Here is a 13988-nt window from a genome sequence, read left to right as displayed (position 1 = left end):
AAACGGTACGTCATCGGACAAATTGATTGCAAGCAAAGGGCCGCACAAGCGGCCCTTTCGACACGATATCAGGTGATATCTGAGCGCGTTAGCGCCCGTCAGGCGTACGCACGCCGACCCAGCTATCGCGCACCTGATGATAGTGCACGCTAGGGTCATACACATTGGTGTTCAGCTTCATCACCGTCGGTGACAGACGACCGACTGCGTTAAGCACCGAGTATGATGCCACCACACGATCATGCTGCGCGGTGACAAGCGCGACGCGCGCGTTCACCAGCGCCTGCTGGGCGTTCAACACGTCGAGCGTGGTGCGCTGGCCGGCCTTGGCTTCTTCGCGAACGCCGTTCAGCGCAATTTCGGAAGCCTGCACCTGCGCCTGTGCGGACGAGACCTGCGCCCTGCCCGCCAGCAACTGCCCCCAGGCCTGCACGACGCTCGCGCGGGTCTGATCGCGCACCTGTTCCAGTGCTAGACGCTGCTGGGCCAGCGTTTCCTTGGACTGCCGGATCAGCGAATATTCCGCGCCGCCCTGGTAAACCGGGATCGACACTTGCGCGATGCCTGATGCCGTCAAACCGCGTGGCTGCGAAATCGACTGTTCCCAACCCTGCTGGATGTTGGCCTGCAAGGTCACGCTCGGGAACAGAGCGCCTTCGTTGACCTTCACATTGAGGAAGCTCACGTCGATACCGAACATCGCCGCGGTGACGTTGGGGTTTTCGACGAGGCCGAGATCGACGGCGCCGGGCAGCGTATTCGGAAGGAAGCGATCAACGGGCGACCCCGCCTGCAGGTTGCTCGGTTCGTTGCCGATGATACGGCGGAAGTTCGAGCGCGTGGTGGTGAGATTCGACTCGGCGGTCAGCAACTGAGTACGGCCGGCAGCGAGCTGAGCTTCGGACTGCGCCACGTCGGTACGGGTGACTTCGCCGACATTGAAGCGATCGCGGGTCTGCTTCAGCGTCTGCTCGAGCACGCGCACGTTGCTCTTCTGCACCTCGACCACGGCCGAGTCGCGCAGATAGTCCATGTAGATCGTCGCGGCGGAGAGAATCACTGACTGTTCGAGTACGCGCAGACCTTCGCGCGCAGCGGAGACCTGTCCCTCGGCGGCGCGTGTGCGATTCGCCGTCTGCTGGCCGTTGTACACATTCTGCGTGATGGTTGCGCCGACGGCGCGGGGAACCTGCACGCCGTGAATTGCGGTCGCAGTACCTGCAATGCTGTTGACCGCGTCCGTGTACTGATAGCCGCCGCTCGCGGTGATAGCGACCCTCGGCCGATAACCCGACAAAGCCTGCGGCACGTTCTCGTCAGTGACGCGCACCGAAGCGCGCTGGGCATTCAATTGAGGATTGTTCTGATAAGCGCGAACCAACGCCGCTTCGATCGTGTCAGCCAGAACGGGTGACGCTCCGGCAAATGCCAGCAAAAGGGCCGCAGCTGCAGCACCGGTGAGAGCTTTTACGCCGCCCATTCTTGGTAATCCATTCATGCCGTTCACTGATCCGGGCGCACACTTATGGCGACCGAACAGATGATGTCCGTTAGCGAGTCTCCACTCACCATATTCCGCGCATTGGCGAGACGGAACCTCTCGTGGAAACTTGACAGTGAAAACTTGGCGAATGGGACATCCAAGCCACACTTGTAATTACCGCTGGCGATATTAGCGGTGCCCCGATGCCCGATAAGGCGGACAGTCAGCCCTAGAAAACGAATGCCGGGAGCTTTTCCATGCCCGGCAGAACTGGCGCGGTAGCATCGAACAGCGGGCGGGAGCCAAAATCCTCGTGGGAATGGGTCACGATCACGGCGCGGGCGGGCTTGGTCAGGGCGAATACGCCCACAAGTTGCCCGCCGGGCGCCAGCTGCTTGTAGAGCCCCGTCGGGACGATTTCCGTCGCGCCGGCCAGAACGATCAGATCATAGGGGCCGTTCGCGGCATCGCCATCAGCCGCGATGCCGGCCGCGCTGGTGACCTGCCCGGCAAACTGGGCGATCACGGCGGCCGCATAGCCCGTGGGGCAACCAACCACTAGAACCTTGTCGGTCGCCTTTACGTCGGAGGCCTGCAGCATCCGCGCCAGCACCACCGGCTTGATTAGAAAGCGATTCGGGGCGACCTCCAGGTCGAGGTCCAGATAGGCCATGGCGCGCTGGCTGGCAGGAACGAACTCCTCGCGCGGCACCGCAAGCATGGCGTCAATGATGCGCAAATCGGTGACGTCGCTGGGACGCACCTGACCATCAACCATCTTCTGGCGTGCGGTCGAAAAGTCGGACATGGGCAATCCCTTGCAAACGGCTGGAAGTTCCTTTTGCACGAATTACGGCAGCGCACAGCGGGATGCAAGGTTCGTAAAAACACAGCAGCCAACGCGCTATCGAGGCGGTCCCGAGCGCGGTTTCTGGCAGCCATTTTTGCGGAAGGATGTTTGGCTCCCCGGGCTGGATTCGAACCAGCGACCATTCGATTAACAGTCGAATGCTCTACCGCTGAGCTACCAGGGAACGTGCGAAGCTTGTTCGCAGGCCGCAGCGTATAACAAAGCGATCCGCGCTTGGAAAGCGGGAAATGCAGCTCGTCGCACAGCAATCGCCAATCCGGGAAAACTCAGAAAATGCCTGATGTTACGGGATCTTCTTGAGGTGTGGCTCGTTCCTGTCGGGGCCACGCCGCGTGCGGGCGAAGAATAATCTTTCCAACCGTGTCGCTATTTAGTCTTATTGCACCGCAAGACTGCCCTTCGCGACGTTGAACAAGTTCCGAATCGAACGAGGTGACCGATGCCAGCCACGCACACCGACCGCGCGCTTCCGACCGACCTCAACTCCCTGCCCTTTATCAGTGATGACGAATGCGTCACCCGGCTCGCCGAAGCCGTCGAGGCGCATGACAGCGATCACCTCGATGAGGTGGCGCTCCTGATCGGGCGCCTCGCGGTGCCGATCGAAATCTAGGGAATCACGTTGCTCCGGGGCCATTGTCTCCGGGATTACGTCCCGGGAATCACATTCCGACGCCGAGGAAGTCCCGCATCAGGTCTGGGCTGGCATTGAGGTCCGCAGGCGTGCCTTCGAACACCACGTGGCCGTTGTTGAGCCCATAGACGCGGTTGGCGAAACTCAATGCCGCCGCAACGTTCTGCTCAACCACAATCATGGTGCGGCCCTCAGCGGCGAGATTGCGTGAGACCTCGACGAGATCACGCACGATCAGCGGCGCCAGGCCCTCGAACGGCTCGTCCAGCAGGATGATGCGTGCATCACGGATCAACGCGCGGGCAATCGCCAGCATCTGCTGCTCGCCGCCCGACAGCGTGCGTCCGGCCGATTTGCGGCGCTCCTTGAGGCGCGGAAACACGTCGTAGATGCGATCGTAGGACCACGCATTCGGTGCCGTCAGCGCGGCAATGCGCAGGTTTTCCTCGACCGTCAGGCCGCCGAAAATGGCGCGCTCTTCCGGCACCAGTTGAACGCCCATGCCGGCGATCGCCGAGGGCGGCAGGCCCTCGATGGATTTGCCATCGAGACGGATATGGCCGCTGCGCGGCGACAGCACACCCATGATCGAGCGCAGCGTCGTGGTCTTGCCGGCGCCGTTGCGGCCGAGCAGCGCGACCACCTCGCCCTGCTCGACCCGGATCGACAGGTCGAACAGCACGTGGGAATCGCCATACAGCGTATTGATCTTGTCGACTTCAAGCAGGCTCATGCGCGTGCAGCCCTCCCAGATAGGCGTCCTGCACGGCCGGATTGCGCCGGATCTCGTCGGCGGTGCCATCCGCCAGCAGCCGGCCCTCATAGAGCACGGTGATGCGCTCGGCGAGTTCGAAGATGGCGTCGAGATCGTGCTCGACGATGACCACGGTTCGCGAGCGCCCGATATCGCGAATGAAGGCGCAAGTCGCGATGCGTTCTGCCGGGCTCATGCCGGCCAGCGGCTCGTCCAGCAGCAGCACATTCGGGCTGGTCGCCAGCGCCATCCCGATTTCGAGCCGGCGCTTTTCGCCGTAGGCCAGAATATGCGCCGGCGTGTCGGCGCGTTCGACGAGATTGAGCAGGCCGAGGATCGAGGCGATCTGCTCCTCGACGTCGGGAATGCTGCCGGCGCTGCGCAACAGATCGAAGCGCATCGGGCCGCGACGGCGTGCCAGCGCCGCGATCCGCAGATTCTTGCGCACCGACAGGTTGGGAAACAGCTGATTGAGCTGGTTGCTCTTGGCGATGCCGAGCTGCGCCGCGCGGCTGACGCCGACGCCTGTGACCTTCTCACCGAACAACAACACTTCGCCAGAGGACGGGCTGACTTCGTCAAGCAGCATCTTGAACAGCGTGCTCTTGCCGGCGCCATTCGGGCCGATCACCGCATGGATCGAGCCGCGGCGGACCTTGAAGGAGACGCCATCGACGGCTTTGAGGCCACCATAGTGCCGCGCCAGAGATCGGGCTTCGAGTGCAATGTCGCTATCACCTGTTATGGGCTCGGCAAGGGTCAGCCTGACCTCCTTGGGCGGCGCGACGGGTTTGGTGGCGACGTCAATATTATGCGCCTCGATGGCTTCTGTTTTGGCCGCGGCCGCCCGTGCGGCAGCCAGATTACGGCGTTCGTTCCACCAATGGGCGATCTCGCCGCAGATGCCGCGGCGCAGCCCGATGACCAGAACGATGAAAGCGATCCCGAGCACCAGCTTCCACAGGATCGCAAAGCCCGGAATGAGCTGCAGATTGTCGCGCAGCCACAGCCAGACGGCCGCGCCGACCAGCGGACCGATCAGCGTGCCGGCGCCGCCGACGATAGTCTGCACCACCAACTGACCGGACGTTTCCAGCGAGAAGGCATCCGGCGGCATGTAGCTCTGGAACGAACCGAGCAGACCGCCGGCAAGGCCCGCATAGAGCGCGGCGATGACAAAGGCTGTCAGCTTGTAGGCCGGCACGTTATGGCCGAGCATTGCGACGCGGCCGGTGTTCTCCTTGATCGCGAGCAGGATCGCGCCGACCGGCGAGCCGACGATACGGCGCGCCAGCACGTAGCCGAGAAAGAAGATCACCGCGAACAGGATATACATTGGCATGCCCGCGCTGATGCGGATCGCACTGGCGCCGAAGCCGAGCACCGGCACCGGCACGCCGGGAATGCCGTTTTCACCACCGGTGAAATCCGACAGCGGCGAATTCTCGATGAAATAAGCCATCTGGCCGAAGGCCAGCGTGATCATCGTGAAATAGATGCCGATCCGGCGCACGGCGAACCAGCCGACGAATAGACCGAACAGACCGGCGGCGACCGTACCGATCGCCAGCGCCAACCAGACGTTGTCGATGGTGTGGGACACCAGCAGATAGGCGCTGACGAAACCGCCGACGCCGAAGAATGCGGCCTGTCCGAACGAGAGCAGACCCGTGAGGCCGAACAGGATATCGAAGCCGAGGCCGATCAGGCCCCAGTTCAACACACGTGTCAGCAGATCGGTCGAGAAACCGAGATGCGGAAACACGATGGGTGCCACGATCAGCGTGCACAGCACCGCGAGTTCGGGAAGCCAGCCCCGCAAGCCGCCGGAACGAGGACGCATCATGCGCGGCCTTCCGAACCGAACAGTCCCTGTGGACGCATGATCAACAGCACCGCCATCAGCGCGTAGAGCATCACTTCCGAATAGGACGAGTTGAAAGCACTGGTCAGGCTGATGATCTCGCCCGCGATCAGGCCGCCGATGACGGCGCCCGGGAACGAGCCGAGGCCGCCGAGCACGATGACCACGAAAGACTGCGCCATGAAATTGGCGCCCATGTCCGGCGTCACGGCCACGACCGGCGCATAGAGCATGCCGGCGAGACCGACGGCGACAACGCCGATGGCGAAGACCAGCAGGAAGGCGCGGCGCACATTGATGCCGAGGATGCCGACCATGCCGGGATTCTCGATGCCGGCGCGAACCACAAGGCCCATCGAGGTGCGGTAGAGCACGAGATAGAGGCTGAGCAGCAGGCCGGCGATGATCGCGATCAATTGCAGGCGATAGGTCGGATAGATCAGGAAGCCCATCTGGGTCGCGCCCTGCCCCCAGGACGGCACCGGCACACGCTGCGCATTGCCTCCGAAGGCTGCACGCACGCATTCGACGAGCACGATGCCCACGCCGTAAGTGACAAGGATCTGATCCTCATGGGGACGGTCGTAGAAATAGCGGATGATGATACGCTCGAGCAGGAAGCCGAGCGCCAGCATGAAGCCGCAGCCGACCACGATCGCGAGCACGAAGGACGAGGTGTATTGCAGCAGCACGAAAGCGGCATAGGCACCCACGGCGAACAGCGCGCCGTGAGCGAAATTGAGGACGCCAAGCGTGCCCAGGATGATCGTCAGACCGCTGCTGACAAGGGCCAGCAGTGTGCCGAGTGCGAGGCCGTTGAAGGCCTGCGAGATGAGGACGGGCCAGCTTGGCATGGTGATCCTTAGGTGTAGGGGCCGAGCTTGCAGCCGAAGAAGTCCGGCGCGTTCATCACGCTCTCGCCATCCGCAATATCGACGATCTCGTAGAAGTCTTCCTTGTTCTTCATCTCGGACGGCTTCTTGCCGCGCAGGATCGGGATCGGCCGCACCATCTGATGATCTTCGGCACGGAAATAGACCTTGCCGATGGTCGTCTCGTAAGGCTGCGCCTTGGAGCTCTCCATCGCCTTGATCACATCGACCGGATTGAACGTGCCAGCGCGCTCCACCGACATCGCCCACAGATAGGTCTGCATGTAGCCGATATGCGCGCCCCAGCGCGGATAGTACTTGTTCTGCGCCACGAAGCTTTCGACGAAGGTCTTGGCGAGCGGATAGGTGTCCTGCAGGCCCCACCAGAAATCGCAGCTGCCATAGACGCCCTGCATCAGCTCGGCACCGAGCTCCTTGTCCTGGAACGAGGACAGGTTCGGCACCACAAGCTTCATGCGCTTCAGCACGCCGAACTGCTCGGCCTGCTTGGTCGACGCAACGGCGTCGCCGCCGAAGGCGATGTTGACGAACACATCTGCGCCGCTGTTGGCGATGTTCAGGAGCGCCGACGAATAGTCGGTGGTGCCGAGCGGCACGACTTCCTTGGCGACCTGCTTCCAGCCCTGCTCCGCTGAGAACTTGGCGAAGCTATCATAGACGGTATGGCCATAGGTGTAGTCGGGCACGAGGAAGGCCGACTTCACGTTCTTGCCGAGCGCCTTGGCGACGACGGGCGCCATCGCTTTCGCGGCCATGTAAGCGTTCTGCTGCGAGCGGAAGCCGTAGCGCTGGCAGTTCTTGCCAGTGATGTCGTTGGAGCCGGCGATGCCGACCATGTACAGCACCTTCTCGCGCGACCCGAGTTCTTCGAGTGCAATCGCGCTGGCGCTCGATACCGAGCCCGACACCATGATCGCCTTGTCGCGCTGGATGAACTGGGTGGCGCTCTGCACGTCGAGGTTGGGTTTCCCCTCGGTGTCGGAGACCTTGTACTTGATCTGCCGTCCGAGCACGCCCTTGCCCTTGAGGCCCCACTTCTGCGCGATATCACCGCCGGCATTGATCTGGGCGATGGCCAGTTCATAGCCGAGCTTGAGATCGCCACCGTCGCCCGAAAATACGCCGGTGAGCGGGATGGTCAGTCCGACGAACACCGAATCCGCCGTGACACCTTCCGGAAATGTGCCGATGGTGGCCGGCGATTGTGCGAAGGCGCTGCCTGGAAGCATGAGGCCGGCGGCAGTGCCGGCTCCTCCGAGCAAAAGCTGTCGACGGTCAAACTGCATGACACACCCTTCTGGTTCGATCACCGCCGCCATTGGCCAGTGAGCTGCGATGGGGGCTGGCCCCGGCGAAATTGAGTTTCTTGAACGGGATGCCGCCGCAACTCTCGGTGCCTGCGAGATCATCGCAAGAGCCTCATTCATGGTCACTCGCTGAACCCGAAATACCGGCAGCGCCGCGTCCGCAAAGCGAGAGAGACGGATCGTTCTTTGTTCCCGTCAAGCTAGGTTGCTTCGGATCGCACGGGGTATAGACAATCCTGCAAAGGGCCTTGCAGACTGGCTTTTCCACCGCGACAAGGCGTCCCAGTAGCGCGTGCTGGCACAGCTCTTGCTGTTAACTCTGCATGGAAAACTTCAAATCGCTCGATTGGGATGACCTCAAGGTCTTCATTCACGCGGCACGCGGCGGCAGCCTAGGCAGTGCGGCCAAGCGCCTCCGGGTCGATCAATCCACCATCAGTCGCCGCATCGCGCATCTCGAGAGCACCCTCGGCGTGGCGTTGTTCGAGCGACTGCCGTCCGGACTGAAGGTCAACGAGACGGGCGACCGCCTGCTTTGCCATGCCGAGCGCATCGAAAGCGCCGTGATCGCCATGCGGGAAGACGTGCAATGCGGCGGCAGCCGTATGGCTGGCCGGGTCCGTCTTGCCACGATGGAAGGCATCGCCTCGCTCTACCTCTCCTACCGCTTCGTCGAATTGCGCAAACAGCATCCCGACCTGACCGTCGAACTGCTGACGTCACCGCAGAGCGTCTCGGTGAACCGGCGCGAGGCCGATCTATTTCTGAGCTTCTTCCGCCCGACCGGTCAGGGCATGGTCTCGGAGCGTATCGGCTGCTTCCAACTTGGGCTCTATGCGTCGCAGAGTTACCTGGACGCACATGGCATGCCCAAGAGCGCATCCGAGCTCACGGAGCACTGCTTCGTCACCTATATTGACGACCAGATCCAGCTCGACTCCGTGCGCTGGCTTGATGACATCATCAAGAGCCCGCCAGTCTCGTTCCATTCCAACAGCATGTGCGCGCAGATGAACGCTGCGGCCGGCGGCATCGGTCTCGTGCTGCTGCCGAGCTTTGCCACGGCGCGTCGCCCCGACCTGATCCCGGTGCTGCACGACAAGCTGTCCACCACGCGAGAGCTGTGGATCAACGTCCATAACGATCTGCAATTCGTGCCGCGCATCCGCGCGGTGTCGAGCTTCCTGAAGTCGACCTTCAAGGCGGATCCTCTGATGCAGGCCAGCACGAAGGGCCGCAAGATGCTGGATACGCTGCTGGAGACGGACACACCCGTCACAGCCCAGACAGTTTAATGTTACCGTCGGCGATGCTTGATCGGCGTTCGCGAGCCACGCCATTGATCCAGTGAGGTAAACGTCCCGGTAACCATGACGGGTCTGACGTGTGGATCGGTACAATTTGAACGATCCATTCAACAGCCCAACAAAGGCTTTGCGTCAGATTGCTCCCAAGACAGGGAGCTAAAAGATGAGCGAAGCCGAATTTGACTATCTGCTGGAGACAGTCCGGGCCGAAATCGAGGCCGATGTGCGGGACGATCTGCGCAGCCAGGAAATGTTCTTCGCCCCGATTCCGACCGCTGCGAACGACAATGACGGCCCCTGGCCGCTGATTCCGTTTCCGGATGGCTGGCAGGCCTCCTGCTGATCTTTTGTCGGTATGTCGGACCCCATGAAAGATTTCAGCCGGGCATTGCCTAAATGGCGAACGGTCTGTAACTAACCCGCTATGGGGCCATGTGGCGGAATGGTTACGCGCCGGTCTGCAAAACCGTTTATTCGGGTTCGATTCCCGACGTGGCCTCCATCAATCCAATCAATAACTTAGCCTGCCAGACCCGTGATCGGGGCGCGACTGCTATGAGTGGTGCGCTGCAACACTTCGCTTGGCAAGATTGGAGTATTGATCGTAGCATCCTGCCAACCCTAGGGGGCACGATGAACATCCGGGTCTTGATCGCAACGTTGCTGATGACCTCGCCAGGCTGGGCCCAGGCCAAACCGCCCGTTCCGGCCCGCACCGATCCCTGCGCGCCGATCGGCCGGACCGCCGACGGCCAGTTGGTCTACTCCCTGAAGTGCGAGAAGCTGCCGGTTCCAGTGGTGCCGCCGCAGGCTGCAGCCCCGGCACCGCCTCCCGCGCCCGTCGTGGAAGAAGCTCGCGGCGGACTGTTCCGCAATCCGTTTCCGTCGCTCGTCAGACCGTCATCATCGAGTGACGAGCGTGAAGCCGGCGTCGGTCCGCCGCCCGGCAGCCGATAGGCCGGGATCAATCAAAACCGAACGCGATCAGGCGTGCTTCTTACGCCGCCAGTCGCGCTTGGGTTTGGGCTTTGGCGCCAGTTCCGGCATGACGGTCTGGGCTTCGCGATATTTCGCCAGCATCCGCTCGAAGGCCTCGTTCAGTGTCGCTTCGATATCCGGTTTCCGTTCGAGGCTGGCGAGCAGCATCCCCGCGGCTTCGATGGTCGACAGGCCGTCCTTGCGCGGTTCGCGGCGCAGCTTGCCGTAGAGTGATGGTTTCGCCGGTCCGAGAATGACGCGCTGGCATTTCAGCATCCAGGCGTTGCGCCACCACAACGCCTTGGCCTGGCTCCAGGTACCGTCGAGCAGCACGATGCCCTGAATGTCCTTGAGCAGTGCGCGCTGGTTTTCCTCAGCCTGACCCTTGCGATCGATGGCCAGGATGTCGCGATCGGTCTCGTAATCGGTGACCTTGGCCGAGCCAAGGTAGAGGATCGCCCAGCGGGCGGGATCGGCGACCGGCTTGCCCAGCGCCTTGGCGAGGCTCGGCCAGGACAAGCCGATCTTGACCGTGGCCTTCTTGAAATGCAGCGCGGCGACGCGGGCGGTGCCCAGCGCCCTGTCCTGTTCCTGCGGATGCTGCAGGATCAGGAGCTCGATCTTGTTGTCGATGGGCGTAATGCTGTCGCAGATGCACAGCGGCATCGGCTTTTGGCAATGCGGACATTCCGGGATCGCCTCGGCGACCTCGGCGGCTTGCAGATCTGATTTCTTGGACATTGCCCGCTATACGCCGCGCGGCCCGAGGCTTCAACCGCCGTAACGCCCGTATCTGGCTATTCAGCCGGGGCCGGCACCGGCGCCGGGCGGAAGCGGTTACGCAACCGGTCGATCAGGAGATAGATCACCGGCGTCGTGTAAAGCGTCAGCACCTGCGAGACGAACAACCCGCCGATGATGGTGATGCCCAGCGGGCGGCGCAGCTCGGTGCCCGGCCCGGTCGCGATGACCAGTGGGATCGCCGCGAATACCGCCGCCAGCGAGGTCATCAGGATCGGGCGGAAGCGCACGGTGCAGGCCTCGAAGATCGCCTCGGCGGGCGACAGTCCGCGATGCCGCTCCGCCTCGATGGCGAAGTCGACCATCATGATTCCGTTCTTCTTGACGATACCGATGAGGAGAATGATGCCGACGAAGGCGATCACGGTCAGCGGCGTATTGGTAATCTGCAATGCCAGCAACGCGCCGAGTCCCGCCGAAGGCAGCGTCGAGATGATGGTCAGAGGATGCACGAGGCTCTCATAGAGCACCCCGAGCACGATATACATCGCGATGAGCGCGCCGAGGATCAGCAGCGGCTGCCGCCCCGTCGTTTTGCTGAAGTCACCGGCATTGCCGTCGAATCCTCCCCGGATTCCTTCGGGCATATGCAGTTCGTCGACCGCGCGCTGGATGTTGCCGGTTACGGCGTCGAGCTGCACGCCGGGCAGCGTGTTGAACGACACCGTGGTCGACGGGAACCCCTGCGAGTGGAACACCGCCAGCGCCGACAGTGTGCGCGACATGCGCACAACCGCCGACAGCGGCACCTGCGACCCATTCAGGCCCGCGACATAGATACGATCGAGATCGGACGGATCGTTCTGGAATTTCGGATCGATTTCCAGCACCACCTTGTACTGGTTGCGCTGGGTGTAGATCGTCGAAATCTGCCGCTGCGAGAACGCGTTGTTGAGCGCGTTATCGATGTCCTGCACCTTGACGCCGAGGCTCGATGCCATCTTGCGGTCGATGGTCAGCGTCAATTGCAATCCGCCGGGATCGCGGTCGCTCGACACGTCGGTGATGCCCTCAACGCTCTCCAGCCGTTTGCCGACCAGCGGTGCCCATTTCTGCAGGAGATCGAGATTGGTCGAGGTCAGCGTGTACTGATAATTGGAGTCACTCTGGCGTCCGCCAGCGCGCAGATCCTGCGCGGCAAACATGAAGAGACGGATACCCGGGACCGCGCTGAGCTTCGGACGCAACCGATTGATGACGTCTTCAGTCGATGCTCCGTTGCGCTCCTCTGGTGGTTTCAAGGCGATAAACATGGTGCCCCGGTTTGCGCCGCCGCCGCCCGGCCCGCCAGTGCCGCCAAGTGACGAACCGATACTGGCCACGCCGGGATCGCTCAGCACGAGATCAGCCATATGCTGCTGCAATCCGAGCATCGCCTGAAACGAGACATCGGCCGATGCGCGCGTAGCACCGATCACGAAGCCACTGTCGTCGTTCGGGAAAAAACCTTTCGGCGTCTTGATGTAGAGTGTGACCGTCAGCGCGATGGTGGCGAAGAACACCAACAGCGTCAGGAGTGGAAAACCCAGCACCACATGCAGCGTGCGTTCATAGAACGCCACGACGCGTGACAGCGTGCCTTCGACGATACGGTCGAAACGGGTCTCGGTGCTCGACAGACCGCTCTTGATATATTGCGCACAGATCATCGGTGTCACCGTCAGCGATACCAGCGTCGAGACGACAATCGAGAATGTCAGCGTCAAAGAGAATTCGCGCAGCAATCGGCCGACCAGACCGTCCATGAAGATCAGCGGGATGAAGGCAGCAATCAACGACAGGCTGATCGACAGCACCGTGAAGCCGATCTGCCTGGCGCCTGCGAGCGCCGCCTGCATCGGCGCCATACCCTCTTCGAGATTGCGGTACATGTTCTCGATCATGACGATGGCGTCATCGACCACAAAGCCGACAGAGATCGCCAGCGCCATCAGCGACAGGTTGTTGATCGAGAAGCCGGCCAGCCACATGCCGACGCAGGTGCCGGCCAGCGCCAGCGGCACCGAGACGCCGGCTGCGATGGTCGGCGTGCCACGACGCAGGAACAGGAACACCACGGCCATCACCAGTACGGCCGTGGCAAACAGCGTCCACTCCATGTCCTCGACCGAGGCGCGAATCGTACCGGTACGATCGGTCAGAACAGAAATCTCGATCCCGGCAGGAATCCATTGTTTCAGATCGGGGATCAGCGCTTTCACGCGATCGACGGTGTCGATGACGTTGGCGTCGCCCTGTTTGGTAATCTGGATCAGCACCGCCGGCTGCTTGTTGAACCAGGCAACCGAGCGGCTGTTGCGCGTCGCATCCTGAACATCGGCGACATCAGACAGCCGCAGATAATTGCCGTTCGAACTCTTGACGATGATCTCGCGAAACTCTTCCGCCGTGCGCATCTGCGGATTCATCGAGATCGTCTCGCTCTGCCGCGATCCCTGGAAGATGCCGACAGGACCAAGCGGATTTGCATTGACGATCGCAGTGCGCACGTCGTCGGTGGCAATCCCGGCATTCGACAGCGCGACCGGATTGAGCTGGATGCGCACCGCGGGCTGGTCGGCGCCGCTGGCAGTGACTTCGCCGACCCCCGGCACCTGCGACAGCCGCTGTACGATCACGGTGTCGGCGACGTCGTAGATCGCGGACGCGGACATCGTTGGCGACGTCAAAGCGAGAATGAAGACCGGCGCGGCGGACGGGTTGGCCTTGCGGAACGTAGGCAGTGTCGGAAGATCGGTTGGCAGATCGGCCATTGACGCATTGATCGCGGCCTGCACGTCACGCGCGGCGCGATCGACATCGCGGCCGATCGCGAACTGCAGCTGAATGCTCGTCGTACCTAGGGAGCTTGTCGAGGTGATCTGATCGAGACCAGCAATGATACCCAGCCGTCGTTCCAGCGGTGCAGCAACGGTCGCCGCCATGATCGACGGATCGGCGCCGGGCCGCGACGCCTGCACGCGAATCATCGGGAAGTCGACATTGGGCGTCGCAGCGACCGGCAGGAAGTGATAGGCGACGACGCCGAGAAGAAACAGTCCGATCGCCAGCAACGTGGTGCCGACCGGCCGCATGATGAATGGCGCTGAGATGGAG

Annotated in this window: 12 protein-coding genes and 2 tRNA genes; 5 read left to right on the top strand and 9 right to left on the bottom strand. The window is 62.2% G+C overall.

The features are described 5' to 3' along the window. Positions 1 to 88: 88 nt before the first annotated feature. From BLW80_RS14850 to BLW80_RS14840, 3 genes are all read right to left on the bottom strand, one after another. A complete protein-coding gene (locus BLW80_RS14850) occupies positions 89 to 1480 on the bottom strand; it encodes a TolC family outer membrane protein (RefSeq protein WP_093758553.1) in 1392 nt (463 codons plus the stop codon). Between the two features lie 232 nt (positions 1481 to 1712). Continuing rightward, a complete protein-coding gene (locus tag BLW80_RS14845) occupies positions 1713 to 2291 on the bottom strand; it encodes a protein-L-isoaspartate O-methyltransferase family protein (protein WP_093758552.1) in 579 nt (192 codons plus the stop codon). 151 nt (positions 2292 to 2442) lie between these two features. Further along, a tRNA-Asn gene (locus BLW80_RS14840) sits at positions 2443 to 2517 on the bottom strand. Positions 2518 to 2793: 276 nt separating this feature from the next. On the opposite strand from BLW80_RS14840, the gene BLW80_RS30340 reads away from it, so the two are divergent. Continuing rightward, complete coding sequence (locus BLW80_RS30340; protein ID WP_170849674.1) at positions 2794 to 2967, top strand: hypothetical protein; 174 nt, start codon at positions 2794 to 2796, stop codon at positions 2965 to 2967. A 49-nt stretch (positions 2968 to 3016) separates the two neighbouring features. On the opposite strand, the gene BLW80_RS14835 is transcribed toward BLW80_RS30340, so the two are convergent. From BLW80_RS14835 to BLW80_RS14820, 4 genes are read right to left on the bottom strand one after another with little or no spacing between them, the layout of a single operon-like run. Then, complete coding sequence (locus BLW80_RS14835) at positions 3017 to 3721, bottom strand: ABC transporter ATP-binding protein (RefSeq protein WP_093758551.1); 705 nt, start codon at positions 3719 to 3721, stop codon at positions 3017 to 3019. Next, the gene (locus tag BLW80_RS14830; RefSeq protein ID WP_093758550.1) at positions 3708 to 5588 is read right to left on the bottom strand and encodes a branched-chain amino acid ABC transporter ATP-binding protein/permease; all 1881 of its coding nucleotides are present in this window, start codon (positions 5586 to 5588) and stop codon (positions 3708 to 3710) included. The genes BLW80_RS14835 and BLW80_RS14830 overlap by 14 nt, the downstream gene beginning before the upstream one ends. Beyond that, a complete protein-coding gene (locus tag BLW80_RS14825) occupies positions 5585 to 6460 on the bottom strand; it encodes a branched-chain amino acid ABC transporter permease (protein ID WP_068736430.1) in 876 nt (291 codons plus the stop codon). The genes BLW80_RS14830 and BLW80_RS14825 overlap by 4 nt, the downstream gene beginning before the upstream one ends. An 8-nt stretch (positions 6461 to 6468) precedes the next feature. Further along, a complete protein-coding gene (locus BLW80_RS14820; protein WP_093759099.1) occupies positions 6469 to 7785 on the bottom strand; it encodes an ABC transporter substrate-binding protein in 1317 nt (438 codons plus the stop codon). 344 nt (positions 7786 to 8129) lie between these two features. On the opposite strand from BLW80_RS14820, the gene BLW80_RS14815 reads away from it, so the two are divergent. The 4 genes from BLW80_RS14815 to BLW80_RS29910 all read left to right on the top strand — a co-directional run bounded on the left by BLW80_RS14815 (position 8130) and on the right by BLW80_RS29910 (position 10070). Continuing rightward, positions 8130 to 9101, top strand: coding sequence for a LysR family transcriptional regulator (locus BLW80_RS14815; protein ID WP_093758549.1), 972 nt, complete (start codon positions 8130 to 8132; stop codon positions 9099 to 9101). A gap of 175 nt (positions 9102 to 9276) precedes the next feature. Then, complete coding sequence (locus BLW80_RS14810) at positions 9277 to 9456, top strand: hypothetical protein (RefSeq protein WP_068736432.1); 180 nt, start codon at positions 9277 to 9279, stop codon at positions 9454 to 9456. An 85-nt stretch (positions 9457 to 9541) separates the two neighbouring features. Beyond that, a tRNA-Cys gene (locus BLW80_RS14805) sits at positions 9542 to 9615 on the top strand. A 131-nt stretch (positions 9616 to 9746) separates the two neighbouring features. Next, positions 9747 to 10070, top strand: a complete 324-nt coding sequence (locus tag BLW80_RS29910) for a hypothetical protein (RefSeq protein WP_139285836.1) — start codon at positions 9747 to 9749, stop codon at positions 10068 to 10070. 27 nt (positions 10071 to 10097) lie between these two features. On the opposite strand, the gene BLW80_RS14795 is transcribed toward BLW80_RS29910, so the two are convergent. Together BLW80_RS14795 and BLW80_RS14790 are read right to left on the bottom strand one after the other, a co-directional pair. Then, positions 10098 to 10832, bottom strand: coding sequence for a tRNA-uridine aminocarboxypropyltransferase (locus tag BLW80_RS14795; RefSeq protein WP_093758548.1), 735 nt, complete (start codon positions 10830 to 10832; stop codon positions 10098 to 10100). 56 nt (positions 10833 to 10888) lie between these two features. After that, positions 10889 to 13966 (bottom strand): efflux RND transporter permease subunit, encoded by a 3078-nt coding sequence (locus BLW80_RS14790; protein ID WP_093758547.1) that lies wholly within the window; start codon positions 13964 to 13966, stop codon positions 10889 to 10891. Positions 13967 to 13988: the final 22 nt, after the last annotated feature.

The sequence above is a fragment of the Tardiphaga sp. OK245 genome (assembly GCF_900108575.1).
In the GTDB taxonomy this organism is placed as follows: Bacteria; Pseudomonadota; Alphaproteobacteria; order Rhizobiales; family Xanthobacteraceae; genus Tardiphaga; species Tardiphaga robiniae.
The sequence above is the reverse complement of the archived record's forward strand: the minus strand, read 5'-3'. Positions and strand labels throughout refer to the sequence as shown.

What these genes read in the sequence shown, in the direction of transcription:
- BLW80_RS14850 (WP_093758553.1), bottom strand. Translation starts at nt 1,480, where the DNA reads ATGGGCGGCGTAAAAGCTCTCACCGGTGCTGCAGCTGCGGCCCTTTTG.
- BLW80_RS14845 (WP_093758552.1), bottom strand. Translation starts at nt 2,291, where the DNA reads ATGTCCGACTTTTCGACCGCACGCCAGAAGATGGTTGATGGTCAGGTG.
- BLW80_RS30340 (WP_170849674.1), top strand. Translation starts at nt 2,794, where the DNA reads ATGCCAGCCACGCACACCGACCGCGCGCTTCCGACCGACCTCAACTCC.
- BLW80_RS14835 (WP_093758551.1), bottom strand. Translation starts at nt 3,721, where the DNA reads ATGAGCCTGCTTGAAGTCGACAAGATCAATACGCTGTATGGCGATTCC.
- BLW80_RS14830 (WP_093758550.1), bottom strand. Translation starts at nt 5,588, where the DNA reads ATGATGCGTCCTCGTTCCGGCGGCTTGCGGGGCTGGCTTCCCGAACTC.
- BLW80_RS14825 (WP_068736430.1), bottom strand. Translation starts at nt 6,460, where the DNA reads ATGCCAAGCTGGCCCGTCCTCATCTCGCAGGCCTTCAACGGCCTCGCA.
- BLW80_RS14820 (WP_093759099.1), bottom strand. Translation starts at nt 7,785, where the DNA reads ATGCAGTTTGACCGTCGACAGCTTTTGCTCGGAGGAGCCGGCACTGCC.
- BLW80_RS14815 (WP_093758549.1), top strand. Translation starts at nt 8,130, where the DNA reads ATGGAAAACTTCAAATCGCTCGATTGGGATGACCTCAAGGTCTTCATT.
- BLW80_RS14810 (WP_068736432.1), top strand. Translation starts at nt 9,277, where the DNA reads ATGAGCGAAGCCGAATTTGACTATCTGCTGGAGACAGTCCGGGCCGAA.
- BLW80_RS29910 (WP_139285836.1), top strand. Translation starts at nt 9,747, where the DNA reads ATGAACATCCGGGTCTTGATCGCAACGTTGCTGATGACCTCGCCAGGC.
- BLW80_RS14795 (WP_093758548.1), bottom strand. Translation starts at nt 10,832, where the DNA reads ATGTCCAAGAAATCAGATCTGCAAGCCGCCGAGGTCGCCGAGGCGATC.
- BLW80_RS14790 (WP_093758547.1), bottom strand. Translation starts at nt 13,966, where the DNA reads ATGCGGCCGGTCGGCACCACGTTGCTGGCGATCGGACTGTTTCTTCTC.